Raw genomic sequence first — 24,026 nt, 5'->3', positions numbered from 1 at the left:
CGCGCGTCCGTATTCCTACGCAACCGGCTGAACAATCCTGCGCAACGGCGATCACTTCGGAACCGAAATCGCGTGCCATACTCCAAGGCACTCCGATCAGACATATGAAGCCGCACATGCCCAAAGGATTGATTCGCGCTCTTGGCGCCCTGTTGACTGCGCTGGCCCTCTACAGCCTGCTGGGATTTCTGATTTTGCCAGGCATTGCCCTGCGCATCGCCAACCAGCAGTTGGCCAATTACGCGACGACCCCTGCGCATATTCAGCGGATCGAACTCAATCCGTTCAGCCTCGAAGTGACCTTGTGGGGCCTGATCATCGGCGAACCGGGCAAGGAGCAAGTCGGCTTCGAACGGCTTTACGCCAACCTGCAACTCGACAGTCTCTGGACCAAGGCGCTGCACCTCTCCGACATCGAATTGGACAAACCCAAAACGCAAATCCTCTTCGGCAAGGACGGCAAGCTCAATCTGCTGGGCCTGTTCAAAATCCCCGCCAGCGAACCAACGCCCGCCGACCCGAATGCCAAGCCGTTCCCGTTGCGCGTGGAGCGAATCAGACTGGCCGGCGGCTACGTGCATTTTCAGGACGCGCGCCCGAGCGAGCCGATCGAATTCCTCTACGACAAACTCGATTTCGAGCTGAAAAACCTCAGCACCCTGCCCGACGACAACGCCGACATGACCCTGGTCGCGGCGGGGCCGGAAGGTGGGCAGATCGACTGGACCGGCAATTTCAGCCTGATCCCGATTGCTTCCGAAGGTAAGTTGAAAGTCACTGACGGCCAGATGAAAGTCTGGTGGCCATATGTGCGCGATGCTCTGCCGCTGGCCCTGGAAAACGGCGTGCTGAACCTGAGCACCGACTACAAGCTCAACCTCGCCAAGGAAACCGAGCTGCAACTGAACAACGTGGCGGTCAGCGTTGCGCCGTTCGCCATCAATGCCCCGGACGGTCGGCCGCTGGTGCGCCTGGAACGCCTCGACGTCAGCGACACCAGCATCGATCTGGCCAAGCAACAAGTGGTGGTCGGCAAGATCCGCAGCAACAAACTCGAAACCTGGGCCGCGCTGGAAGCCGATGGCCAACTCGACTGGCAGAAACTGTTCGCCAGCCAGCCGTCGAAAGCCGCCGCCAAAGCCAAGGCTGAACCCGCCACCGCACCGGCCGCTGCCGATTCACCGCCGCCAGCCGCCGCGCCGAGCAAAGCGTGGCAAGTGCTGCTCAAAGATGTGCAATTGCGCAATTACCAGGTGCATCTGGAGGACCGCAAGGCGCAGCCGCCGGTGCCGTTGGAAGTCGGCCCGCTGAACCTCGACCTGCAAAACTTCGACAGCCTCAACGGCTCGCCTTTCAAGCTCAAACTCGACACCGGCGTCGGCAAGCAAGGCAAGATCACCGCCGACGGCCAGGTCAATCTGGAACCGGTCAGCGCCAAGCTGAATGTGCAGACCAAAGACATCGACCTGCGCGTCGCGCAGTCCTACATCACCCCGTTCATTCGCCTGGAACTGCGCAGCGGCATGCTCGGCAGTGACCTCGCGGTCGATCTGAAAAGCACCGAGCCGCTGGCATTCAGCGTGACCGGCCGTGCCCAGGTCGATCAATTGCACACGCTCGACACCCTGAAAACCCGCGACTTCCTCAAGTGGCAGCAGTTGGTGCTCGAAGGCCTGAATTATCAGCACGGCGACAGCCTGTCGATCGACAAGGTCAACCTGTTCCAACCCTACGTGCGCTTCATGATCAACGACGACCGCACCACCAACGTCGATGATTTGCTGGTGCCGCAACCGGCCGATTCCGCAGGCAAAACCGCCGCAGCGAAACCGGCGGCAGGCAAAGACAAAGCGCTGGCGATTCGCGTCGGCGGCGTGGCGATCAATGACGGTTCGGCGAATTTCGCCGACTTCAGCCTGACGCCGAACTTCGCCACGGCGGTGCAGCAGCTCAACGGTGCGATTGGCACCATCGACAGCCGTCAGGGGAAACCGGCCACGGTCGACATCAAAGGCAAGGTCGACCGCTACGCGCCGGTCACGATCAAAGGGGCGGTCAACCCGTTCGATCCGATGGCCAGCCTCGACATCGCGACCAGTTTCAAACGGGTCGAGCTGACGACGTTGACGCCCTACTCCGGCAAGTTCGCCGGTTACCGCATCCGCAAGGGGCGGCTCAATCTCGACCTGCATTACCTGATCACCAAAGGTCAGTTGAAGGCTGAAAACAAGGTTGTGGTCGAACAACTGCAACTCGGCGAAAAAGTCGACAGCCCGGACGCCGTGAGCCTGCCGCTGAAACTGGCAATCGCGTTGCTCAAAGATGTCGACGGCAAGATTTCCATCGAATTGCCGGTGACCGGCGACCTCAACAATCCACAGTTCAGCGTGATGCCGATTGTCTGGCAGACCCTGCGCAACCTGATCGTCAAGGCTGCGGCGGCACCGTTCAAAATGATTGGCGGATTGATCACCGGCGGCGGTTCGCAAGACCTTGGCACTGTTTCGTTTGCGCCGGGTTCGAGTGAATTGAGCAAAGACGCCGAGGCCTCGCTGGTCAAACTTTCCAGCGCGCTTAAAGAGCGTCCGGCGCTGCGTCTGGAGATCGAAGGCACCGCCGCGCAAAACAGCGACGGCCCGTTGATTGCCGAGCAACGACTGGAACGCGAATACCAATACAACTATTACAAGATGCTCCAACGTCGCGGCGATAAAGTCCCGGCTCAGGCTTCGCTGCTGGAAGTACCGGACGGCGAGAAAGCGCCGCTGCTGGAAGGCATTTACCGCACGCGCCTGAAAACTCAGCCGCCGGCGGAATGGAAGGATTTGGGCAAGGAAGAACGCACGACGAAAATGCGCGCCGAAGTGATCAAGTTCTGGAGCGGCAGCGACGTGCTGTTGCGCCAGTTGGGTCAGGAACGCGCCAGCAGCATCAAGGATTTCCTGGTCGACAAGGCGCAGCTGGCTGACGAACGTGTTTACTTTATCGACGCGCAACTCGGTCAGGCGGAAAGTGATGGCCGGGTGATTACGCCCATGCATTTGGACGCCGAATGATGAACGCGCGATGGCTGATGGGTCTGGGACTCGCGCTGGCAGCCAGTCAGGCTGCGGCGGCAGATACGCTGCGCTGTGGCAGCCAGTTGATCAGCGTCGACGATCGCTCCAGCGAAGTGCTGCAGAAATGCGGCGAACCGGTCAGCCGCGACTTGCTGGGCTACAAGCGCAGCGCCAACCGCCGCGAAGAGTTTCAGGTCGAGGAATGGACCTACGGCCCGAACGGCGGGATGTACCAATACCTGCGCTTCGAAGGCAATCGGCTCCGGCAGATCAACAGCAAGCGCGGTAACTGAATCCCCCGTTACAACGGCAACACATCCCCACTGTAGGAACGCGATACCTGTATGAGCGAGGCTTGCCCGAGAAGGCAATGTGTCAGTCAAACAGGTTTAGAATGTGCCGGCCCCTTCGCGGGCAAGCCTCGCTCCTACAGGGGTTTTGCAGCGGCCCGATGTTTTTGCAGCGCCCACAATAGAACAGGCCCCCGACACGAATGGCGGAGGCCTGTAATGGCCACGTCCTTGTGGCCTTTCGCATGAACACTTCAGAGGTGGCAGACGTATTACCCGGCCCGTCTGCCGCACCCTTCTCCCGGTTCAGGCGAGAAGTCTTGCCTTACTCGGCTTTCAGGCCGTCAGCGGATACCGCTTTGACGCCTTTGATTTTCTTGGTGATGGCAACTGCAACGTCTTTCTGCGATTCAGTCACAGCGACGGTCGACGACAGCGATACAACACCTTTGTTGGTTTCGACTTTGATGTCGGAACCAGGAATGCCTTTCTCGGTTACCAGATCAGCTTTGACTTTGGTGGTGATCCAGGTATCGGAAGTTGCTTCTTTGGCTTGTGTCACTTCACCAGCCGCCAGAGTCATCGGGGCCTGGGTAGTAGTGGTTTGTGCAAAAGCTGCACCAGCCATGGTCAGGGTCAGCGCGGTAGCAGTAGCAATAGCGAACTTCTTCATACGAGTAACTCCTGTTTTTCTATAAAGTCTGCTGAGAGTCTCTTCAGCAGGGTTACTGGATATATTGCGAACGCTGTGCCAACTTTGAGACAGGCAATAAATCCTTATAAAACAACGAGTTAGAAATTAGTGTGATTTACAGAATCATGCAATTTGCATGAGACGGTGATTATCGACATGCAAGTTGCAGGTTTTGCAGCAGGCCTAAGGCCATGAATTGTCGGGGTTTTCTTCTGTAGGGCCGGGATGGCGAAATCAGCATAAAAAAATACCCCGCCAGTCACGGCGGGGTATCGATTACATCATCAGGTTTAGACGCCTGGGCAACTGGTAGTCGAATAGTCCTTGGCAGCAGTAGTCGCACAAGTCCAGCCGGCCGTTGCACTTCGACTCAAGGTAATCGTCTTGCCCAATACTGGAGCCGGCGCATTTACCAATGTGCAAACGATCGTGCCAGTACCTGCTGCGACAGTACCTGTCATTGAAAGGGTGCAGTTCTGCGTCGCGGCCACACCAGCGTTAACGTTTGCAAGCGTCGGATCAGCGGAACCCGCGTTGATCACATCTTCGTAAGGCACTTTGAGCGCCGACACTTCAGCAATACCCGCCGTCACTTTGGCCCGAGCCTGATACTTCGAATACTGCGGAATCGCAAACGTCGCCAGAATCCCGATGATCGCCACCACGATCAGCAGCTCGATCAGGGTAAAACCTTTTTGGTTATTCATAGACAATCTCCATGCATGAGTCGGAATCTCATGATCTGACATAACCCCAGCACGCTCCATGCCAAGCCCACAGCGCCGCGCCCACAGGGCGCGAAGGCACCGATGCGACGCTTCCTACAGCTTCTAACCGCACTATCTGACACTTTTTGTCACCTCAACCCCGCAGGTTTGGTTCATTCCGTTGACTAGGCTATAAGTCATGAACTGTCTGCGTCCGGGATTCCCATGAACGACATCGCCCTCACCGGCCTGGCCAAGCAATTGGTGCAAGCCGAACTGCTCACTGAGAAAAGCGCGCAACAGGCGTATCTGCAGGCCCAACGCAATCGCCTGTCGCTGGTCAGCTACCTGGTGCAAAACAAACTGGTGCGCAGCCGTCAGGTCGCGGAGATTGCCTCGGAACATTTCGGCATGGCCCTGCTCGACCTCAATTGCCTCGACAAGGAAACTCAACCCAAAGGCCTGGTCAGCGAGAAACTGGTGCGCCAGCACCACGCCCTGCCGCTCTGGCGGCGCGGCAATAAACTGTTCGTGGGGATTTCCGACCCGACCAACCATCAAGCGATCAACGACATCCAGTTCAGCACCGGCCTGAGCACCGAAGCGATTCTGGTCGAGGACGACAAGCTCAGCGACGCCATCGAGAAGTTTTTCGACAGCCACACCAGCGGTCTCGAGGAAATGGCCGACGTTGACCTCGATGGCCTCGACGTCGAAGCGGTCGACGACAAACATCAGGACTCGATTGCCGGGCAGGACGCCGACGATGCGCCAGTCGTGCGTTTCGTCCACAAGATGCTGCTGGACGCGATCAAAAGCGGCTCGTCCGACTTGCACTTCGAACCTTACGAAAAGAATTACCGGGTGCGCATGCGCACCGACGGCATCCTGCGCGAAGTGGCCAAACCGCCGATCCAACTGGCCGGACGCATCGCCGCGCGGCTCAAGGTCATGGCCAGTCTGGACATCTCCGAACGTCGGCGCCCGCAGGACGGGCGGATCAAAATGCGCTTGTCGAAAAGCAAATCCATCGACTTCCGGGTCAACACCTTGCCGACCTTGTGGGGCGAAAAAGTGGTGATCCGGATTCTCGACCCGTCGAGCGCGCAGATGGGCATCGACGCCCTCGGTTACGAGCCGGACCAGAAAACCCTGTTCATGGCCGCGCTGAAACAGCCGCAAGGGATGATCCTGGTCACCGGCCCCACCGGCTCGGGTAAAACCGTGTCGCTGTACACCGGGCTGAATATTCTCAACACCGTCGACATCAACATTTCCACTGCCGAAGACCCGGTGGAAATCAACATGGAAGGCATCAACCAGGTCAACGTCAATCCCAAGCAAGGGCTGGATTTCGCCCAGGCCTTGCGCTCGTTCCTGCGTCAGGATCCGGACGTGATCATGGTCGGCGAGATCCGCGACCTCGAAACCGCAGAAATTGCGATCAAAGCCGCGCAGACCGGGCACTTGGTGCTGTCGACGCTGCACACCAACAGTGCGGCGGAAACCCTGACGCGCCTGCACAACATGGGCATCCCCGGTTTCAACATCGCCACTTCGGTCAGCCTGATCATCGCCCAGCGACTGGCGCGCAAATTGTGCAGCCACTGCAAGAAGCCAATCGACATCCCCCGCGAAGCGCTGGTCAAGGAAGGCTTCCCCGAGGAACGCATCGGCACATTCACGATCTATGAGCCGGTCGGCTGCGATCACTGCAACCACGGCTATAAAGGACGGATCGGGATTTATGAAGTGGTGAAGAACACACCGGACCTGCAACGGCTGATCATGGCCGAAGGCAACTCACTGGAAATCGAGATCCAGATGCGCAAGGACGGCTTCAACGATCTGCGCACTTCGGGTTTGCTCAAAGCCATGCAAGGCATCACCAGCCTTGAAGAAATCAACCGGGTCACCAAGGATTGAACATGGCGGTCAAAGCAGCAAAAGTCAGCGTGTATGCCTGGGAAGGCACGGACAAAAAAGGCACGAAGATGACCGGCGAGCTCAGCGGTCAGAACCCGGCGCTGATCAAGGCACAACTGCGCAAGCAAGGCATCAACCCCGGCAAGGTGCGCAAGAAAAGCGTGTCGATTTTCAACCTCGGCAAGCGCATCAAGGCCCAGGACATTTCCCTGTTCACTCGGCAAATGGCGACGATGATGAAGGCCGGCGTGCCGCTGCTGCAGTCGTTCGACATTATTGGCGAAGGTTTCGATAACCCGGCCATGCGCAAACTGGTGGACGAGGTGAAGCAGGAAGTCGCGGCGGGTAACAGTTTCGCCGCGTCGTTGCGCAAGAAACCGCAGTATTTCGATGAGCTGTACTGCAACCTCGTCGATGCCGGCGAACAGGCCGGCGCCCTCGATACCTTGCTGGATCGGGTGGCGACCTATAAAGAGAAGAGCGAAAAGCTCAAAGCCAAAATCAAGAAAGCCATGACCTACCCGCTGGCCGTGGTGTTTGTCGCGATGATCGTTACCGGGATTCTGCTGGTGAAAGTGGTGCCGCAATTCAAAACGGTTTTCGCCGGGTTCGGCGCCGAGTTGCCGGGCTTCACGCTGATGGTGATCAGCCTTTCGGAATTCATGCAGGAATATTGGTGGATGATGCTCGGCGCATTGATTGCGGCGATTTTCGGTTTCCGCCGTGCCTTCAAAAAGTCGCAAGCCTTTCGCGACAAACTCGACACCTGGCTGCTGAAATTGCCGCTGGTCGGCGCGCTGACCTACAAGTCCGCCGTCGCCCGTTACGCGCGCACGCTCTCGACCACGTTCGCCGCCGGGGTGCCGCTGGTCGATGCCTTGGAATCCGTGGCCGGCGCCACCGGCAATGTCGTGTTCAAACGCGCAGTGCTGCGCATCCGCCAGGACGTGTCGACGGGCATGCAGCTGAATTTCGCCATGCGCACCTCCGGGGTGTTCCCGAACATGGCGATTCAGATGGCGGCGATTGGCGAGGAGTCCGGCGCGCTCGACGATATGCTCGACAAGGTCGCGAGTTTCTACGAGGACGACGTCGACAACATGGTCGACAACCTCACCAGCCTGATGGAGCCGTTCATCATGGTCGTGCTCGGCGTGGTCGTCGGCGGCCTCGTCGTGGCGATGTACCTGCCCATTTTTCAACTTGGCTCTGCGATCTGACATGCCCCTGAATGAATACTTGAGCGTGTATCCGCTGGCGTTCGTCATCACCGCGCTGGTGCTCGGGCTGCTGGTTGGCAGTTTCCTCAATGTGCTGGTCTGGCGCCTGCCGAAAATGCTCGAACGCGAATGGCGCGTGCAGGCCCGCGACGTTTTGGGCCTGCCGATCGAGACGCCGCAGCCAACCTACAACCTGCTGCTGCCGCACTCGCAATGCCCGCACTGCGCCCAGCCGATTCGTGCCTGGGAAAATATTCCGCTGGTCAGTTACTTGCTGCTGCGCGGGCGCTGTTCCAATTGCGCGGCGCCGATCAGCAAACGTTATCCACTGACCGAACTGGCCTGCGGTGTGCTTTCGGCGTTCGTCGCGTGGCATTTCGGTTTCGGCTGGCCAGCGGCAATGTTGCTGTTGCTGACTTGGGGTTTGCTGGCGATGAGCCTGATCGACGCCGAGCATCAACTGTTGCCCGATGTGTTGGTGCTGCCGTTGTTGTGGCTGGGGCTGATCGTCAACAGTTTCGAACTGCTGGTGCCGCTGCTCGACGCGGTGTGGGGCGCGGTGGCGGGTTATCTGTTGCTGTGGTCGGTGTTCTGGTTGTTCAAGTTGATCACCGGCAAGGACGGCATCGGTCATGGTGATTTCAAGCTGCTGGCGCTGCTCGGGGCGTGGGGCGGTTGGCAGATTTTGCCGCTGACGATTCTGTTGTCATCGCTGGTGGGCGCGATTATCGGGGTGATTCTGCTGCGCTTGCGCGACGCAAAAACCTCGACGCCGATCCCGTTTGGGCCGTTCCTGGCAATTGCCGGCTGGATTGCATTGCTCTGGGGTGGTCAAATAACCGGCTTCTATTGGCAGTTTGTCGGTTTGCAATGAATACCCCTGTGGAAAAACCCTGGATTCTCGGCCTCACCGGCGGCATCGGCAGCGGCAAAAGTGCCGCCGCGCAGCACTTCATCGACCTCGGCGTGCACGTGGTCGACGCCGACCATGCGGCGCGCTGGGTAGTGGAGCCGGGGCGTCCGGCGCTGGCGAGGATCGTCGAGCACTTCGGCCCCGACGTGCTGCAAGCCGATGGCGAACTGGATCGCGGCGCGTTGCGCAAATTGATCTTCGAAGTGCCGCAGGAGCGCCGCTGGCTCGAAGCGTTGCTGCATCCGCTGATCGCCGAGGAAATCGTCGCGCACCTGGCCAAGGCACAATCGCCTTACGCGATTCTGGTGTCGCCGCTGTTGATCGAGTCCGGGCAGTACGCCATGACCCAACGCGTGCTGGTGATCGATGCGCCGCAACAACTACAGATCGAACGCACCCTGCAGCGTGACCAGACCAGCGAGCAACAGGTCCAGGCGATTCTCAAGGCCCAGTCCAGCCGCGAAGATCGCGTGAGCCATGCCGACGACGTGGTGGTCAACGACCGCGACCTCGCCTGGCTGCACAGCGAGGTCGAACGCCTGCATCACTTTTATTTAACTTTGCGTGGAGGCCAGTCATGAGCCAGACCCCAACCGTCAATTGCCCAACCTGCGGCGCCCCTGTCGAATGGAGCGCCACCAGCACGTTCCGGCCGTTCTGCTCGGACCGCTGCAAACTGATCGACCTCGGCGCGTGGGCCTCGGAAGAACACAAGATCCCGGTCAGCCCGGACGCCGAAGACGATCTGTTCAGCGATGACTTGGAACCGCGCCACTAAGCCAGACGCTCAGGGCCGCATGAAACCGTAATCCTGCGTGTCATCGAGGTTCTCGGCGAGAAACTGCAACTCGTCCGCCAGATCCTCGACACTGCGCACAGTCTTGCTCTGCTGCACCACCGCGCTGAGCAAGGCGCGCAGGCTCAACCCCGGATCAAACCCGACCTCCTGCGCCGCCTCCAGACTGTGACGCAACTCTTGCCTTGCCCACTCGTAGACACTCATGCCGATGCTCCTGAAGATTTGCCGAAGCATGGAATCGTCAGCGCTTGGCGGGTTTGATGTGGATCAAGACTTGCGATCGTCGTCGTTCCACGGTGCCGAAAGGTAACGGGTGCGATTGAACGTCTCCAGCCATTCCGGGCTGAACACCACCAGCGCGCTGATGATCATGCCGTTGATGAACGCCTCGGGAAAAATGATCAGCCACAGGTAACCGACAAAATCCTCCAGCCAGTAAGGCATGGCGAACAGTTCATCCCACCACAGCAACGTCAGCGCCAGCAGCAGGCACAGCAACGCCGACAGCGCTGCCGCAAAAAAACCGGAAACGAAGATATACACAAAGGGATTTCGCGGTTGCGCGCGCTCGACCAGAATCGCGCAGCATTCGGTGACCAGCACCGGCAACAGGATAAACAACGCGCCGTTCACGCCGACGGCGTCCAGATCCTGGCGACCGAGCAACACCAGCCCCGCTTGCGCGACCAGTCCGCCGACAATCGCCAGCGGCCAATCGAGCAGCAAGGTCACTGCGGTCATGCCGATAAAGTGGTACGACACGCCGGTATCAAAATCGCGCCGCACCAGCCACAACATGAACAGCGCGAACACCGTGCCGAACAGCAAATGCTGGCGACGCCGGTCAGTGAACAGCTCGACCCACGGCGCACGGCAGATCGCCCAGATCACCACGGGCAGGTAAATCAGCCAGCCGAGCGTCAGGCTCTGCGGCGACAACACCTCGGCACCGATCATGACAACGTCCCCTCGAACACCACGACTCTCTCCTTGCTGGCTACGGCTCCCCGCCAGCATACACCGGCGCAAAAGTCGCTCCACTCCAAGCAAAGCTTTCTGCTTGTCGCATTTGAACGCTAAGCTTGGGCCTATGGATGACTCAGATTACTTACGCCTGCTGACCATCGCGGCCGAGCAAGCCAACGCGTTCCTGTCCAATGCCCGCAAATGGGAGCGTGAGCGTTGGGTTTGCCAACGCCTGCTGCAAGGCCTGAACATTCCTTATCGCGCTGATGAATTCGCCCCTGCCGGCGAGCCGCCGGACGTGCTGTTTCGCGACGCCAGTTTCGAGGTGTTCTTCGTGCTCGACGAAGGTCGGCGCCTCAACGACGAATGGCGCGACGAATTGCAGCGGCGGCGCAGCGCGTTTTCCCTGAGTTCGCTGGTGCGGCGTGAAGCCAAGCCACGGCGGATTCCGGCCAATGAATTCCTCCTGAGACTGGCGCCGACCTTGCGCAAAAAAGCCCACAACTACAAAGAACGCGGAATGGACCTCGGCGAGCTGGACATCATTGCCTTCGCCAGCCTCAAGCGCGAAGTGCTCGACCTCAACAGCCATTTTCCGCCGCCCACCGAGTACCTGCGCCAGGGCTGGCGCTCGCTGTCACTGGTCGGGCCAACCTTCGCCCGCGTACTGTTCGCGCACCCGGATGCGCCGGATTTCCTGCGCAGCAACCTCGGGCGCAGCATCGTTTTCGACGTCGGGATCAGCCTGTGAACTCACCCCTGCAAGAATTGATCGCCGAAGTGCCGCAGACCGGCCGCGTGCGCTGGATCGGCGTGCGCCCGGAGCGCCATGTGCCGATGATCGAGCTGGACGCCGTGGAGGCGCGTCTTGAGGCCGGATTGACCGGCGACCGTGCGCGCCCCGGCGTGCGTAACGCGCGGCAAGTGACGCTGATTCAGTGGGAACACCTGGCGGTGATCAGCTCGTTGATGGGCCGCGCCGAGAATAATCCGGTCTTGCCTAACGATTTGCGCCGCAACCTAGTCATCAGCGGTATCAACCTGTTCAGCCTCAAGGGCCGGCGCTTCAGGATTGGCCAGGCGATTTTCGAAACCACTGGCTGGTGCCAACCGTGCGCGCGCCTGCAAAACAACCTCGGGCCGGGGACTTTCCAGGCTGTTCGCGGACATGGCGGAATCACCGCTCGGGTGTTACAAAGTGGAATCATTCGCCTGGACGATACGGTCAGCGTCGAGCCGATTCCCGAGAGCGGCTATGCTCCGTTCAACGTTCGTTAAATCCGCCTGTAGCTTCTACACATTCAGCAACGTCTACTCCTGACGAGGCCCAATATGACCAGCCGCCTGAAACCAGACGACCAGAAGCATGTCGAAGAGTACCTGCACTTGTCCCAGCACCGAGTCGAGCGCCGGCCATTCCGGCCGTGGATGCTCCTTGTGCTGGTGCTGGCAGTGACCATTGGTTTGGGCCTGTTGAGCCGCCTTATCGGTTACCTGACGCTATGAGCTGCCTCGCGCTCGCTTGGGTAACCGCACCGATTTCTTTTAGCCTTGCGAGATATCCCCATGACTCATCGTATTATTATCGTCGGCGGCGGCGCCGGCGGTCTGGAGTTGGCTACCCGTCTGGGTAAGACTCTGGGCAAGCGCGGCACCGCCAGCGTGATGCTGGTCGACGCGAACCTGACGCACATCTGGAAACCGCTGTTGCACGAAGTGGCCGCCGGATCGCTGAACTCTTCCGAAGACGAACTCAATTATGTTGCCCAGGCCAAATGGAACCACTTCGAGTTTCAGCTGGGGCGCATGAGCGGGCTTGATCGCGCCGCGAAGAAAATCCAGTTGGCCGCCACGTATGACGAGGCCGGCGTAGAGCTGGTGCCTGCCCGCGAGCTCGGTTACGACTCGCTGGTGATCGCGGTCGGCAGCACCACCAACGATTTCGGCACTGAAGGCGCGGCGCAGCATTGCCTGTTCCTTGATACGCGCAAACAAGCCGAGCGTTTCCATCAGCAACTGCTCAATCACTATCTGCGCGCCCATGCCGGGCAAACGGATACCGTCGAGCAAATCAGCGTGGCGATCGTCGGCGCTGGCGCCACAGGCGTCGAACTGGCCGCCGAACTGCATAACGCCGCGCACGAACTGGCGGCTTATGGGCTGGACCGAATCAAACCGGAAAACATGCACATCACCCTGATCGAAGCCGGGCCGCGCGTGTTGCCAGCCCTGCCGGAACGGATTGGCGGGCCTGTGCATAAAACTCTGGAGAAACTCGGGGTGAATGTAATGACCAACGCGGCGGTCAGCGAAGTGACGGCGGACAGCCTGATCACGGCCGACGGCAAGGTGATCAACGCCAGCCTGAAAGTCTGGGCGGCGGGGATTCGTGCACCGGGTTTCCTCAAGGACATCGATGGCCTGGAAACCAATCGGATCAATCAACTGCAAGTGCTGCCAACGCTGCAGACCACCCGCGACGAGAACATTTTCGCGTTCGGCGACTGCGCGGCATGTCCGCAACCGGGCACCGACCGCAATGTGCCGCCGCGTGCGCAAGCGGCGCACCAGCAGGCCTCGTTGCTGGCCAAATCGCTGAAACTGCGGATCGAAGGCAAGGCATTGCCGGAGTACAAATACACCGATTACGGCTCGCTGATCTCGCTGTCGCGCTTTTCCGCTGTGGGTAACTTGATGGGCAACCTGACCGGCAGCGTGATGCTCGAGGGCTGGCTGGCGCGGATGTTTTACGTGTCGCTGTATCGCATGCACCAGATGGCGCTGTATGGCGCGTTTCGCACGGCGATGCTGATGCTCGGCAGCAAGATCGGACGCGGGACCGAGCCGCGTCTCAAACTTCACTAACTCTCAAATCCCCCCTGTAGGAGCGAGCCTGCTCGCGATAGCGGTCTGACATTCAGCACATATGTCGAATGTCAGTCCCGCATCGCGAGCAAGCTCGCTCCCACATTTTTCACTCATCAGTTTGTAGATCTGTGTCTCACTGTATCTCCCCGCCGTTTTATCCCTCTCGCTTACAAACTCCCCCTCGCGCGACACAGTAGCGATACACCCGCCCGGCTAAATGGCCACACCCGAGCAAGGCACTGCCTGCTGCGGGGCACGCCGCACTCACGCGGCATCCTTTATCGAGCGGTTGTGTCGTGCAACCCAGGAGAGTTGAAATGTCCCACACCCAAAATACTATTGGTCTGCTCGGCGCTGTGTTGGCCGGTGGCATGATGTTGTCCGGCTCGGTATTCGCTGCACAGCCGCTGACCCAAGGCTACCTGCTGGCCTCGGCTGAGCAAGTGGTGAAAACACCTGAAGGCAAGTGTGGCGAAGGTAAATGCGGTGAAGGCAAAGCCGAGCAAGCGGCGAAGACCCCCGAAGGCAAGTGTGGCGAGGGCAAATGCGGCGACGCCTCGATGGCCAAGACTGATACCGACGGCGACGGCAAGGTCTCACGCGCCGAGTTCAAGGCTGTCGCGCCAAAATCCGATTTCGACAAGATCGACAAAAACCACGATGGCTTCATCGACGAGCAAGAGGCTTACGACAACGTCAAAGCCAACTTCGAAGCCAATGGCAAAAAAATGCCGAAAGGCCTGTTCGAACACCTGAAAGATCAAGACGGCGTCTGATTTTCGAAGCCCGACCCGCAACACATCAATCCAGCCCCGCTTCTCTGAACAGAACCGGGGCTTTTTATTGGCCGTTGATTGCCCAACCTTTCCTGAGGGCAAAAAAAATCCCCGTATCTTTCGATACGAGGATTTTTAATATGGTCGGGGTAAGGGGATTCGAACTCCTGACATCCTGCTCCCAAAGCAGGCGCGCTACCGGACTGCGCTATACCCCGGTAAAAAAAAGGCGACCTCTCAGTCGCCTTCTTCTTCGATCAGGGCTTTTGGCCGCTGATCTTAAGATCTGATCCCAGCGTTAACTGGTTTCAAAAATGGTGGGTCGTGTGGGATTCGAACCTACGACCAATTGGTTAAAAGCCAACTGCTCTACCAACTGAGCTAACGACCCAAAAATGGTCGGGGTAAGGGGATTCGAACTCCTGACATCCTGCTCCCAAAGCAGGCGCGCTACCGGACTGCGCTATACCCCGGTTTGAAATTGGCTCCGTGACCAGGACTCGAACCTGGGACCCAATGATTAACAGTCATTTGCTCTACCGACTGAGCTATCACGGAACTACATATTTCAATTACAACATTTGAAGCTTTGTAGCGTTCTCTTCGACCGGTTCGCATCGCTGCGTTCGTGTGTCTGAGGCGCGCTATTCTACAATCTTAAGCACCTCTGTCAACCCCCTAAATTGCATTCAAGTTAATGATTTGCAACTTAATTCAGATTTCCGCTTGGGGAGCAGAAACCCTTCCGGGTGACTTACTGCGGGGCGCACTTTACAAGCCTTTTCCTTTGAGTTCAACAGCCTGGCGAAAAAAAGGCCTCGCAATGCGAGGCCTTGTTTATTTCCGTGGCGTTACGACTCAGGAGAAAACGATTTCGTCGTTTTCGACTTTGCCCACCGCCGTCTCGCCCGGCATGAATTGCCCGGACAAAATCAGCTGCGCCAACGGGTTCTCGATCCAGCGCTGGATCGCCCGTTTCAGCGGCCGCGCACCGTAGACCGGGTCGTAACCGACGGCGATCAATTTATCCATCGCCTCAGGGCTGAGCTCCAGTTTCAGCTCGCGCTCGGTCAGACGACTGCGCAGACGGCCCAACTGAATCTCGGTAATGCCCGCGATCTGATCCCGCGCCAGTGGCTCGAAGATCACCACTTCGTCGACCCGGTTGATGAACTCCGGCCGGAAGTGCGTGGAAATCGCGTCCATTACTGCCGCGCGCTGCGCTTCACGATCACCGACCAGTTCCTGGATCTGCACCGAGCCGAGGTTGGAAGTCATGACAATCACGGTGTTCTTGAAATCCACCGTACGCCCGTGGCTGTCGGTCAAGCGGCCATCTTCGAGCACTTGCAGCAAGATGTTGAACACATCCGGGTGCGCCTTCTCGACCTCGTCCAGGAGGATCACCGAGTAAGGCTTGCGACGCACCGCCTCAGTCAGGTAACCGCCCTCTTCATAGCCAACGTAGCCTGGTGGCGCGCCGATCAGTCGGGCCACGGAATGTTTCTCCATGAATTCGGACATGTCGATGCGCACCATCGCCTCTTCAGTATCAAAGAGGAATTCGGCCAGCGCCTTGCACAGCTCGGTTTTACCCACGCCGGTCGGGCCGAGGAACATGAACGAACCGCTCGGACGATTCGGGTCGGACAACCCGGCACGCGAACGGCGTACCGCGTTGGAGACGGCGATCACCGCTTCGTTCTGGCCAATCACGCGTTGGTGCAACAGGCTTTCCATTTTCATCAGCTTGTCGCGCTCGCCTTCGAGCATTTTCGACACGGGAATGCCGGTCCACTTCGAAACCACTTCAGCGATTTCTTCCTCAGTCACCTTGCTGCGCAGCAACTGGTTTTCGCTTTTGCCGTGCTGATCGACCATTTGCAGGCTGCGCTCCAGGTCCGGGATCACCCCGTATTGCAGCTCTGCCATGCGGTTGAGGTCACCTTTGCGGCGAGCCGCTTCCAGTTCCTGACGCGACTGTTCGATTTTCTGCTGGATCTGCGCCGAACCCTGAACTTCGGCTTTCTCCGAATTCCAGATTTCTTCGAGGTCCGAATACTCGCGTTCGAGACGGACGATTTCTTCCTGAAGTTTTTCCAGACGTTTCTTCGCCGCGTCGTCGCTTTCTTTTTTCAAGGCCTGGGATTCGACTTTGAGCTGAATCAAGCGGCGCTCAAGACGGTCCAGCACTTCCGGTTTGGAGTCGATTTCCATGCGGATGCGGCTGGCGGCCTCATCGATCAGGTCGATGGCTTTGTCCGGCAACTGCCGGTCTGTGATGTAGCGGTGGCTGAGCTTGGCCGCCGCAATGATCGCGCCGTCGGTAATCGCCACTTTATGGTGAACCTCGTAACGCTCTTTGAGGCCACGCAGGATCGCGATGGTGTCTTCTTCGCTCGGTTCTTCTACCAATACTTTCTGGAAGCGCCGTTCGAGGGCCGCGTCCTTCTCTATATATTGGCGATATTCATTCAGCGTGGTCGCGCCGACGCAGTGCAACTCGCCGCGGGCCAATGCCGGTTTGAGCATATTGCCGGCATCCATCGAGCCCTCGCCCTTGCCGGCGCCGACCATGGTGTGCAGTTCGTCGATGAACAGAATGATCTGCCCTTCCTGTTTCGACAGTTCGTTGAGCAGGGATTTGAGGCGTTCTTCGAACTCGCCACGGTACTTGGCGCCAGCGATCAGCGCGCCCATGTCCAGCGACAACAGGCGTTTGCCTTTTAGGCCGTCCGGCACTTCACCATTAATGATGCGCTGCGCCAAGCCTTCGGCAATCGCGGTTTTCCCGACGCCCGGCTCACCGATCAGTACCGGGTTGTTCTTGGTGCGGCGTTGCAGCACCTGGATCGTCCGGCGAATTTCATCGTCCCGGCCGATCACCGGATCGAGCTTGCCTTCTTCGGCGCGCTTGGTCAGGTCGACGGTGTACTTGTCCAGCGCCTGGCGTGATTCCTCGTGGTTGGCGTCATTTACCGCTTCGCCGCCACGCAGGTTGTTGATCGCGTTTTCCAAAGCTTTTTTGCTGACGCCCTGGCCGAGCAGCAACTTGCCGATCTTGCTGTTCTCGTCCATCGCGGCGAGCAGCACCAGCTCGCTGGAGATGAACTGATCGCCCTTCTGCTGCGCCAGGCGATCGGCCTGGTTGAGCAGACGCGCCAGATCCTGCGACATGTTCACGTCGCCAGTGGGGTTCTGGATTTTTGGGAGTTGGTCGAGCTCTTTGGTCAGCTCTTTGCGCAAACTGTTGACGTCGAAACCGACTTGCATCAACAGGGGTTTGATCGAACCACCCTGTTGTTCAAGCATGGCTTGCATCAAGTGCGCCGGTTCAATGCCCGGATGATCGAGGCCGACGGCCAGAGATTGGGCGTCGGACAGGGCTAACTGTAATTTGCTGGTTAAACGGTCTATACGCATGGGTCACCTTCCTTTTGAGCAGGCCGGACCTAAGAAACCATCCTGAATAAAGAAACCTGCCAGATACCACTGTAGATGCGGTCGATTCTGGGAGTTTCAAGCGCCGTGCAGTTGATGCAGGTCAGGGAAGTCTAGCGTTCCAACCAAACGAGGGAGGCAAACCGACCAGTGCGTGGACTGCGGCGGTAAGAAAAGAAGCGCGGATCGCTTACGGTGCAGAAACCACCGCCATAAACCGCCGTGACACCGCGTGCCGCCAGGAGCAAACGCGCGAGCGCATAGATGTCAGCCATGAACCTGCCGGGATTCTGGCTCGGGACGAAGGCGTTGGCAGCTTCGGGCAGTTGCTGGATGAAGACTTCGCGCACTTCCGCGCCGACTTCAAAGGCTTGCGGGCCAATCGCCGGGCCCAGCCACACCAGCACTTGGTCGGGCGCGACATCGAGACTGTCGAGGGTCGCTTCGAGCACGCCTGCTGCCAATCCGCGCCAACCGGCATGCGCTGCCGCTACGCGCGTGCCGGCACGGTCGCAAAACAGTGCGGGCAGGCAGTCGGCAGTCATCGCTGCGCAGGCAATGCCGGGAGTTTGCGTCCAACTGGCGTCGGCGGTGACCACTCGGCTCGGGTCTGCCTCGGCCACGACGATGCCGTGAACCTGTTGCAACCAGGCCGGTTGAATAGAGAAATGATCGGTGAGACGACGGCGATTTTCGGCGACGGCTTCAGGGCTGTCGTCGACGTGATCGCCGAGGTTGAGGCTGTCGAACGGCGCCAGACTGACGCCGCCCGCACGGGTGGTAACGCAGGCTTTCACCCCGGCAGGCGCAGGCCAGTCGGGAATCAGCCAGTCACTCATCCGATGAACGCCTCGCGGTCCTGCTTGAGCAAGGTCAGCAACCAGACGAAATCGTCCGGCAACGGCGATTCCCAGCTCATGCGTTTACCGGTCGTCGGATGATCCAGCTCAAGGAACCGCGCATGCAGTGCCTGGCGCGGGAACGCCTTCAACGATTCGACCATGGTCACACTGGCCGATGGCGGAATACGGAAACGACCGCCGTAGGCAGGGTCTCCGACCAACGGGAAGTTGATGTGCGCCATGTGTACACGAATCTGGTGTGTACGCCCGGTTTCCAGCTTCACCCGCACGTGCGTGTGGGAGCGGAAACGCTCGAGCACGCGGTAGTGGCTGACGGCTTGCTTGCCACCTTCCATCACCGCCATGCGCTGGCGCTGCTGGCCGTGACGACCGATCGGCGCGTTGATCTTGCCGCCGGCCGTGACCACACCGATAACGATGCATTCATAGATGCGGCTGACGCTGCGGCTCTGCAACTGCGTTACCAGTTGCGTCTGCGCTTGAATGGTCTTGGCGACCACCATCAGGCCAGTGGTGTCCTTGTCGAGGCGATGCACGATACCGGCGCGGGGCACATTGATAATGTCCGGCACGTGGTGCAGCAAGGCGTTGAGCAAGGTGCCATCAGCGTGGCCAGCAGCCGGGTGAACCACCAGACCCGCAGGTTTGTTGATCACCAGGATGTCGTCATCTTCGTAGACGATGTCCAGCTCGATGTCCTGAGCGATCCATTCGCCCTGAGCTTCCTGCTCGGCAGTGAGTTCAAGAATGGCACCACCATGAACGATGTCTCGCGGGCGGATAACCGCCCCATCCACAGTCAGGCGGCCGTCTTTGATCCAGGCGGAAAGGCGCGAGCGCGAGTGCTCAGCGAATAATTGTGCGGCGACTTGATCGAGGCGTTGGCCGCCCAATTCGGACGGCACCTCTGCGCGAAGTTCAATTTTATCGGACATGCTCAGACTAGGCGTCGGCACAGCCTTTGGTTTCGGCTGCGCGCTTGTGGTTAAATACGGCGTCTTTTGCCCCGAGGCTATTCAACGGGGCGCTCATCATAACAGGACGGCCCCGCCCAAGACAGCGGCCGTCATAGGGACGCAAGCCGCCATGCAAGTGAAACACCTGCTGCTGATCGCCATCCTCGCATTGACCGCTGCTTGCTCATCGAAGGAAGTCGTAGACGAAAACCTAAGCGAAGTCGAGCTGTACCAGCAGGCTCAGACCGACCTGGATAACAACAGCTACACCAGCGCCACTTCGAAACTGAAGGCCCTGGAGTCGCGTTATCCGTTCGGCCGCTACGCTGATCAGGCTCAACTCGAGCTTATCTACGCCAACTACAAAAACGCCGAGCCTGAGGCTGCGAAGTCTGCCGCCGAGCGTTTTATTCGTTTGCACCCACAGCATCCGAACGTGGATTACGCGTATTACCTGAAGGGTCTGACTTCCTTCGACCAGGACGTCGGCATTCTCGCGCGCTTCCTGCCGCTGGACATGACCAAGCGTGACCCGGGCGCTGCCCGCGACTCGTACAACGAGTTCGCCCAGCTCACCAGCCGCTTCCCCAACAGCCGCTACTCGCCGGACGCCAAGCAGCGCATGATTTACCTGCGCAACCTGCTGGCGGCCTACGAGATTCACGTTGCCGACTACTATCTGACCCGTCAGGCCTACGTCGCCGCCGCGAACCGTGGTCGTTACGTGGTGGAAAACTTCCAGGAAACCCCTGCGGTCGGTGACGGCCTGGCGGTGATGGTTGAGTCCTACCAGCGTCTGCACCTGGACGAACTGGCGACCACCAGCCTCGAAACCCTGAAGCTGAACTACCCGAACCACCCAAGCCTGGTCGACGGTGAGTTCCGTCCTTCGGTCGACGAAGCGGACAACCGTTCGTGGCTGAGCAAGGCGACTTTGGGCCTGATCGAATCGCGTCCACCGCTGCCGCCGGGCGAAACTCGCGCCAACCAGGACGTGCAGAAGCAGTTCCAGGACGCGAAGGATTCGATCCCGAACGACCTCAAGCCTAAAGATGAAAACGGCGATGTGATCGAGCCGGAAGAACCGGAAACTCCGGAAAACGATCGTTCGTGGTTCAGCTACATGACCTTTGGCATGTTCGACTGACACCTCGGGTGACAGAAAAAGGGAGACTCTCGAGTCTCCCTTTTTTATTGCCGCGATTTTGCGCTGTGCGCCTGTCATGTCCTTGGCTAAACTGCCTGATCATCATTGCCAAAGCAGCCCGCCATGCTTCGTTTATTGTTCTGGATCGCCCTGATCGCCGCCGCCATTTGGTTGTGGCGCAAGTTCAAGGGTCAGGTCGCAGCACCCAAATCCTCCGCTGAACTGGACGCTGCACCCATGGTGCGTTGCGCCCATTGCGGCGTGCACTTGCCGCGCGACCGTGCGCTGAACCTTCAACAACAGTGGTATTGCAGCCAGGCTCACCTCGAGCAAGGCCCGGGTTCCAGTGATCGCTGAGGCGACCAGCCCCGGCAGCAAACAGGCGCAGCGACTGCTGCGTCTCTATCATCTGTACCGTTTAAGCGTCGGCATCACCCTGGTGTTGCTGATCTCCAGCAACATGGACAACCAGTTGCTGACGCTCGCCAACAACGACCTGCTGCGCAGTGGCAGTTGGTTGTATCTGGTGCTGAACATCCTGCTGGTGGTGTTCCTCGAAAACACCCGGCGCCCGGCGCAACTGTTCAGCCTGACCCTCGTTGATGTGTTGCTGCTCTGCGGTCTGTTCTACGCCGCCGGCGGTGTCGCCAGCGCCATCGGCAACTTGCTGATCGTTTCGGTGGCCATCGGCAACACCTTGTTGCGACGACGCATCGGCCTGCTGATCGCAGCGGTCGCCGCCCTCGGCATCGTCGGATTGAGCTTCCTGCTCAGCTTCAGCCACCCCGCTACGCCCAGTGATTACCTGCAAGCAGGCACGCTCGGCGCGCTGTGTTTTGCCGCCGCGTTGCTGGTGCAAGGTTTGATCCAGCGCCTGGAAGTCAGCGAGCACCTTGCCGAGCAGCGCGCCAGCGAAGTCGTCGGCCTCGAAGCCCTCAATGCGCTGATCCTGCAACGCATGCGCACCGGCATTCTGGTGCTCGACGACCAGCGGCGCGTGCAACTGGCCAATCACAGCGCGTTGTCGTTGCTGGGCCAGGAGCGCCTCGTCGGCGAACTGATTGATGATTACTCGCCGTCCCTGGTCGAACGCCTGCAACTGTGGCTCAACAACCCGACCCTGCGCCCGCAGAGCCTGAAAATCGCCAGCTCGGGGCTGGAGTTGCAGCCCAGTTTTATTGCCCTCGACCAAAGCCCACATCACCACACCCTGGTTTTCCTCGAAGACCTCGCGCAGATCGCCCAGCAGGCCCAGCAACTGAAACTGGCCGCCCTCGGACGCCTGACGGCGGGGATCGCCCACGAGATCCGCAACCCGCTGGGCGCCATTAGTCATGCCGCGCAGCTGCTACAGGAATCCGAGGAACTGAATGGCGCGGATCGGCGTCTGACGCAGATTGTTCAAGACCACTCTCAGAGAATGAATCGGGTTATCGAAAACGTCCTGCAATTGTCTCGTCGCCAGCAAACCGCGCCGCAACGCCTGGATCTCAAGCCGTGGCTGACGCAGTTCGTCGCCGACACCCTCGAAGCGGCGACAGAGCGCCAACGCATTCATCTGCAGATCGGCGCGGGTAACTTCACCACGTTGATGGACCCGAATCAGCTCAACCAGATTCTCGACAACCTGTTACGCAATGCCTGGCGCCACAGTGCCTTGCGCCATGACACGGCCGAGGTGTGGCTGCAGTTGTTTGTCGATGCCGACAGCCAGTTGCCGGTCCTCGAAGTGCTCGACAACGGCCCCGGCGTGGCACCGGAGCAGCAGGCGCATCTGTTCGAACCGTTCTTTACCACCAGCACCCAAGGCACAGGCCTGGGGCTTTATCTGTCCCGTGAGCTGTGCGAAAGCAACCAGGCCCGCCTAGACTTCAAACCACGCCAAGGCGGCGGCTGCTTTCGCATCACCTTTGCACACGGACGGAAACAAAGTTGAACATGAGCCCACGGCAAAAAGTCCTGATCGTTGACGACGAACCCGATATTCGCGAACTCCTGGAGATCACTCTGGGACGAATGAAACTCGACACCTTCAGCGCCCGTAATCTCAGCGAAGCCCAGTCTTTGCTCGGTCGGGAGACGTTCGACCTGTGCCTGACCGACATGCGCCTGCCCGATGGCACTGGCCTCGAACTGGTGCAACACATCCAGCAACGTTATCCCTTGCTGCCGGTGGCGATGATCACCGCGTACGGCAGCCTCGAAACCGCGATCAACGCCTTGAAGGCTGGCGCGTTCGACTTCCTGACCAAACCGGTTGACCTCACGCGCCTGCGTGAACTGGTCACCAGCGCCCTGCGCCTGCCCGCGCCGGGTGGCGCCAGCAGCGCCATCGACCGCCGTTTGCTCGGCGATTCGCTGCCGATGCGCGCCTTGCGCAAACAGATCGACAAACTCGCACGCAGCCAGGCGCCGGTGTACATCAGCGGCGAATCCGGCAGCGGCAAAGAGTTGGTCGCGCGCCTGATCCACGAACAAGGCCCGCGCGCCAGCGGCCCGTTTATCCCGGTCAACTGCGGGGCGATTCCTTCAGAGCTGATGGAAAGCGAATTCTTTGGCCATCGCAAAGGCAGTTTCAGCGGCGCCATCGAAGACAACCCCGGACTGTTTCTCGCGGCCCACGGTGGCACGCTGTTCCTCGACGAAGTGGCCGACTTGCCGTTGGCGATGCAGGTCAAACTGCTGCGGGCGATTCAAGAAAAAGCCGTGCGCAGCGTCGGCGGCCAACAGGAAACCGTGGTCGATGTGCGCATCCTCTGCGCGACCCACAAAGACCTCGACGCCGAAGTCAGCGCCGAACGGTTTCGCCAGGATTTGTACTATCGGCTGAACGTCATCGAGCTACGCGTGCCGCCATTGCGCGAACGTCGCGACGACATCGAAACATTGGCGAGCCATGTACTCAAACGGCTGGCGGCGGGCAGTGGGCAACCGGCAGCCAAACTGCATCCGCAAGCGGTTGAAGCGCTGAAGGGTTATCGGTTTCCGGGCAATGTGCGCGAACTGGAGAACATGCTCGAACGCGCTCATACCTTGTGTGAGAACCAGCAGATCGAGGCCGGTGATTTGCGTCTGGCGGAGGGCAATTGCACGGCCGATGCTGGCGTCGCAGACCTGACGCAGATCGATAACCTGGAACACTATCTGGAAAACGTCGAGCGCAAACTTATCCTCCAGGCGCTGGAAGAAACGCGCTGGAACCGCACGGCGGCGGCGCAACGGTTGAGTTTGTCGTTTCGGTCGATGCGTTATCGGTTGAAGAAATTGGGGTTGGATTGAGTGCCCTTTCGCGAGCGAGCTCGCTCCCACAGGGACCTTCTGTTCACACATTATCTGTGTGCGCTAAAGACCCACTGTGGGAGCGAGCTTGCTCGCGATAGCAATCCACCAGACAACCAATA

Annotated in this window: 23 protein-coding genes and 4 tRNA genes; 16 read left to right on the top strand and 11 right to left on the bottom strand. The window is 59.3% G+C overall.

Going from position 1 to position 24,026, the window contains the following annotated elements; genetic code table 11:
• Window positions 1-116: 116 nt before the first annotated feature.
• Window positions 117-3,056 carry a DUF748 domain-containing protein gene (locus tag FBY12_RS26790; protein WP_145257367.1) on the top strand — a complete coding sequence of 980 codons (2,940 nt, stop codon included), beginning with the start codon at window positions 117-119 and terminating at the stop codon, window positions 3,054-3,056.
• A complete protein-coding gene (locus FBY12_RS26785; RefSeq protein WP_145257365.1) occupies window positions 3,056-3,352 on the top strand; it encodes a DUF2845 domain-containing protein in 297 nt (98 codons plus the stop codon). Before FBY12_RS26790 ends, FBY12_RS26785 begins: the two co-directional genes overlap by 1 nt.
• A 322-nt stretch (window positions 3,353-3,674) precedes the next feature.
• Here the strand turns inward: FBY12_RS26785 and FBY12_RS26780 are convergent, their stop codons facing one another.
• Complete coding sequence (locus tag FBY12_RS26780; RefSeq protein ID WP_092277889.1) at window positions 3,675-4,022, bottom strand: BON domain-containing protein; 348 nt, start codon at window positions 4,020-4,022, stop codon at window positions 3,675-3,677.
• A 311-nt stretch (window positions 4,023-4,333) separates the two neighbouring features.
• Window positions 4,334-4,750: a pilin gene (locus FBY12_RS26775; RefSeq protein WP_109503339.1), complete on the bottom strand. Its 417-nt coding sequence runs from the start codon at window positions 4,748-4,750 to the stop codon at window positions 4,334-4,336.
• 225 nt (window positions 4,751-4,975) lie between these two features.
• Between FBY12_RS26775 and pilB the strand changes: the two genes are divergently transcribed.
• The 5 genes from pilB to yacG are packed head-to-tail and all read left to right on the top strand — an operon-like array spanning window position 4,976 to window position 9,587.
• Window positions 4,976-6,676 (top strand): type IV-A pilus assembly ATPase PilB, encoded by a 1,701-nt coding sequence (pilB, locus tag FBY12_RS26770; protein WP_121732755.1) that lies wholly within the window; start codon window positions 4,976-4,978, stop codon window positions 6,674-6,676.
• 2 nt (window positions 6,677-6,678) lie between these two features.
• On the top strand, window positions 6,679-7,896 hold the full coding sequence (locus FBY12_RS26765; RefSeq protein ID WP_145257362.1) for a type II secretion system F family protein: 1,218 nt from the start codon (window positions 6,679-6,681) through the stop codon (window positions 7,894-7,896).
• Between the two features lies 1 nt (window position 7,897).
• A complete protein-coding gene (locus FBY12_RS26760; RefSeq protein WP_145257359.1) occupies window positions 7,898-8,770 on the top strand; it encodes an A24 family peptidase in 873 nt (290 codons plus the stop codon).
• Window positions 8,767-9,390: a dephospho-CoA kinase gene (gene coaE / locus FBY12_RS26755; protein WP_145257357.1), complete on the top strand. Its 624-nt coding sequence runs from the start codon at window positions 8,767-8,769 to the stop codon at window positions 9,388-9,390. The genes FBY12_RS26760 and coaE overlap by 4 nt, the downstream gene beginning before the upstream one ends.
• The gene (gene yacG, locus FBY12_RS26750) at window positions 9,387-9,587 is read left to right on the top strand and encodes a DNA gyrase inhibitor YacG (RefSeq protein WP_121732758.1); all 201 of its coding nucleotides are present in this window, start codon (window positions 9,387-9,389) and stop codon (window positions 9,585-9,587) included. The genes coaE and yacG overlap by 4 nt, the downstream gene beginning before the upstream one ends.
• Window positions 9,588-9,596: 9 nt before the next feature.
• Here the strand turns inward: yacG and FBY12_RS26745 are convergent, their stop codons facing one another.
• Together FBY12_RS26745 and FBY12_RS26740 are read right to left on the bottom strand one after the other, a co-directional pair.
• Window positions 9,597-9,812: a hypothetical protein gene (locus tag FBY12_RS26745; RefSeq protein ID WP_092277875.1), complete on the bottom strand. Its 216-nt coding sequence runs from the start codon at window positions 9,810-9,812 to the stop codon at window positions 9,597-9,599.
• A 63-nt stretch (window positions 9,813-9,875) separates the two neighbouring features.
• Window positions 9,876-10,565 (bottom strand): energy-coupling factor ABC transporter permease, encoded by a 690-nt coding sequence (locus FBY12_RS26740; RefSeq protein ID WP_121732759.1) that lies wholly within the window; start codon window positions 10,563-10,565, stop codon window positions 9,876-9,878.
• A gap of 133 nt (window positions 10,566-10,698) precedes the next feature.
• On the opposite strand from FBY12_RS26740, the gene FBY12_RS26735 reads away from it, so the two are divergent.
• From FBY12_RS26735 to FBY12_RS26710, 5 genes are all read left to right on the top strand, one after another.
• Complete coding sequence (locus tag FBY12_RS26735) at window positions 10,699-11,325, top strand: DUF1780 domain-containing protein (protein WP_008154887.1); 627 nt, start codon at window positions 10,699-10,701, stop codon at window positions 11,323-11,325.
• A complete protein-coding gene (locus FBY12_RS26730; protein ID WP_145257354.1) occupies window positions 11,322-11,852 on the top strand; it encodes an MOSC domain-containing protein in 531 nt (176 codons plus the stop codon). Before FBY12_RS26735 ends, FBY12_RS26730 begins: the two co-directional genes overlap by 4 nt.
• Window positions 11,853-11,906: 54 nt before the next feature.
• Window positions 11,907-12,080 (top strand): DUF3094 family protein, encoded by a 174-nt coding sequence (locus FBY12_RS26725; RefSeq protein ID WP_092277868.1) that lies wholly within the window; start codon window positions 11,907-11,909, stop codon window positions 12,078-12,080.
• Between the two features lie 60 nt (window positions 12,081-12,140).
• Window positions 12,141-13,439 (top strand): NAD(P)/FAD-dependent oxidoreductase, encoded by a 1,299-nt coding sequence (locus FBY12_RS26720; protein WP_092277866.1) that lies wholly within the window; start codon window positions 12,141-12,143, stop codon window positions 13,437-13,439.
• Between the two features lie 320 nt (window positions 13,440-13,759).
• Complete coding sequence (locus FBY12_RS26710) at window positions 13,760-14,218, top strand: EF-hand domain-containing protein (protein ID WP_145257352.1); 459 nt, start codon at window positions 13,760-13,762, stop codon at window positions 14,216-14,218.
• A 141-nt stretch (window positions 14,219-14,359) separates the two neighbouring features.
• On the opposite strand, the gene FBY12_RS26705 is transcribed toward FBY12_RS26710, so the two are convergent.
• From FBY12_RS26705 to rluD, 7 genes are all read right to left on the bottom strand, one after another.
• Window positions 14,360-14,436: transfer RNA gene (locus tag FBY12_RS26705), tRNA-Pro, on the bottom strand.
• Between the two features lie 97 nt (window positions 14,437-14,533).
• Window positions 14,534-14,609 (bottom strand) — tRNA-Lys (locus FBY12_RS26700).
• Between the two features lie 5 nt (window positions 14,610-14,614).
• A tRNA-Pro gene (locus FBY12_RS26695) sits at window positions 14,615-14,691 on the bottom strand.
• Between the two features lie 9 nt (window positions 14,692-14,700).
• Window positions 14,701-14,776, bottom strand: a tRNA-Asn gene (locus tag FBY12_RS26690).
• Between the two features lie 300 nt (window positions 14,777-15,076).
• On the bottom strand, window positions 15,077-17,641 hold the full coding sequence (gene clpB / locus FBY12_RS26685) for an ATP-dependent chaperone ClpB (RefSeq protein ID WP_092277862.1): 2,565 nt from the start codon (window positions 17,639-17,641) through the stop codon (window positions 15,077-15,079).
• A 131-nt stretch (window positions 17,642-17,772) separates the two neighbouring features.
• The gene (gene pgeF, locus FBY12_RS26680; protein ID WP_145257349.1) at window positions 17,773-18,498 is read right to left on the bottom strand and encodes a peptidoglycan editing factor PgeF; all 726 of its coding nucleotides are present in this window, start codon (window positions 18,496-18,498) and stop codon (window positions 17,773-17,775) included.
• Complete coding sequence (gene rluD, locus FBY12_RS26675) at window positions 18,495-19,457, bottom strand: 23S rRNA pseudouridine(1911/1915/1917) synthase RluD (protein ID WP_092277858.1); 963 nt, start codon at window positions 19,455-19,457, stop codon at window positions 18,495-18,497. The genes pgeF and rluD overlap by 4 nt, the downstream gene beginning before the upstream one ends.
• 151 nt (window positions 19,458-19,608) lie before the next feature.
• Between rluD and FBY12_RS26670 the strand changes: the two genes are divergently transcribed.
• From FBY12_RS26670 to FBY12_RS26655, 4 genes are all read left to right on the top strand, one after another.
• Window positions 19,609-20,625 (top strand): outer membrane protein assembly factor BamD, encoded by a 1,017-nt coding sequence (locus tag FBY12_RS26670; RefSeq protein ID WP_092277856.1) that lies wholly within the window; start codon window positions 19,609-19,611, stop codon window positions 20,623-20,625.
• A 123-nt stretch (window positions 20,626-20,748) separates the two neighbouring features.
• The gene (locus FBY12_RS26665) at window positions 20,749-20,982 is read left to right on the top strand and encodes a PP0621 family protein (protein ID WP_121732763.1); all 234 of its coding nucleotides are present in this window, start codon (window positions 20,749-20,751) and stop codon (window positions 20,980-20,982) included.
• Window positions 20,972-22,561 carry a PAS domain-containing sensor histidine kinase gene (locus FBY12_RS26660; RefSeq protein WP_145257345.1) on the top strand — a complete coding sequence of 530 codons (1,590 nt, stop codon included), beginning with the start codon at window positions 20,972-20,974 and terminating at the stop codon, window positions 22,559-22,561. Before FBY12_RS26665 ends, FBY12_RS26660 begins: the two co-directional genes overlap by 11 nt.
• 2 nt (window positions 22,562-22,563) lie before the next feature.
• Window positions 22,564-23,904: a sigma-54 dependent transcriptional regulator gene (locus FBY12_RS26655; RefSeq protein WP_145257342.1), complete on the top strand. Its 1,341-nt coding sequence runs from the start codon at window positions 22,564-22,566 to the stop codon at window positions 23,902-23,904.
• Window positions 23,905-24,026: the final 122 nt, after the last annotated feature.

Origin of the sequence: Pseudomonas sp. SJZ131 (assembly GCF_007828705.1) — a bacterium.
Lineage (GTDB): Bacteria > Pseudomonadota > Gammaproteobacteria > Pseudomonadales > Pseudomonadaceae > Aquipseudomonas > Aquipseudomonas prosekii.
Note: the sequence above shows the minus strand (reverse complement) of the source record. Positions and strands in the feature narration are given on the sequence as shown.

Coding starts and splice junctions, on each gene's coding strand:
- pgeF (WP_145257349.1), bottom strand. CDS start 18,498: ATGAGTGACTGGCTGATTCCCGACTGGCCTGCGCCTGCCGGGGTGAAA.
- FBY12_RS26720 (WP_092277866.1), top strand. CDS start 12,141: ATGACTCATCGTATTATTATCGTCGGCGGCGGCGCCGGCGGTCTGGAG.
- FBY12_RS26765 (WP_145257362.1), top strand. CDS start 6,679: ATGGCGGTCAAAGCAGCAAAAGTCAGCGTGTATGCCTGGGAAGGCACG.
- FBY12_RS26655 (WP_145257342.1), top strand. CDS start 22,564: ATGAGCCCACGGCAAAAAGTCCTGATCGTTGACGACGAACCCGATATT.
- FBY12_RS26735 (WP_008154887.1), top strand. CDS start 10,699: ATGGATGACTCAGATTACTTACGCCTGCTGACCATCGCGGCCGAGCAA.
- FBY12_RS26665 (WP_121732763.1), top strand. CDS start 20,749: ATGCTTCGTTTATTGTTCTGGATCGCCCTGATCGCCGCCGCCATTTGG.
- rluD (WP_092277858.1), bottom strand. CDS start 19,457: ATGTCCGATAAAATTGAACTTCGCGCAGAGGTGCCGTCCGAATTGGGC.
- FBY12_RS26740 (WP_121732759.1), bottom strand. CDS start 10,565: ATGATCGGTGCCGAGGTGTTGTCGCCGCAGAGCCTGACGCTCGGCTGG.
- FBY12_RS26670 (WP_092277856.1), top strand. CDS start 19,609: ATGCAAGTGAAACACCTGCTGCTGATCGCCATCCTCGCATTGACCGCT.
- pilB (WP_121732755.1), top strand. CDS start 4,976: ATGAACGACATCGCCCTCACCGGCCTGGCCAAGCAATTGGTGCAAGCC.
- coaE (WP_145257357.1), top strand. CDS start 8,767: ATGAATACCCCTGTGGAAAAACCCTGGATTCTCGGCCTCACCGGCGGC.
- FBY12_RS26760 (WP_145257359.1), top strand. CDS start 7,898: ATGCCCCTGAATGAATACTTGAGCGTGTATCCGCTGGCGTTCGTCATC.
- FBY12_RS26745 (WP_092277875.1), bottom strand. CDS start 9,812: ATGAGTGTCTACGAGTGGGCAAGGCAAGAGTTGCGTCACAGTCTGGAG.
- clpB (WP_092277862.1), bottom strand. CDS start 17,641: ATGCGTATAGACCGTTTAACCAGCAAATTACAGTTAGCCCTGTCCGAC.
- FBY12_RS26790 (WP_145257367.1), top strand. CDS start 117: ATGCCCAAAGGATTGATTCGCGCTCTTGGCGCCCTGTTGACTGCGCTG.
- FBY12_RS26775 (WP_109503339.1), bottom strand. CDS start 4,750: ATGAATAACCAAAAAGGTTTTACCCTGATCGAGCTGCTGATCGTGGTG.
- FBY12_RS26780 (WP_092277889.1), bottom strand. CDS start 4,022: ATGAAGAAGTTCGCTATTGCTACTGCTACCGCGCTGACCCTGACCATG.
- yacG (WP_121732758.1), top strand. CDS start 9,387: ATGAGCCAGACCCCAACCGTCAATTGCCCAACCTGCGGCGCCCCTGTC.
- FBY12_RS26725 (WP_092277868.1), top strand. CDS start 11,907: ATGACCAGCCGCCTGAAACCAGACGACCAGAAGCATGTCGAAGAGTAC.
- FBY12_RS26785 (WP_145257365.1), top strand. CDS start 3,056: ATGAACGCGCGATGGCTGATGGGTCTGGGACTCGCGCTGGCAGCCAGT.
- FBY12_RS26710 (WP_145257352.1), top strand. CDS start 13,760: ATGTCCCACACCCAAAATACTATTGGTCTGCTCGGCGCTGTGTTGGCC.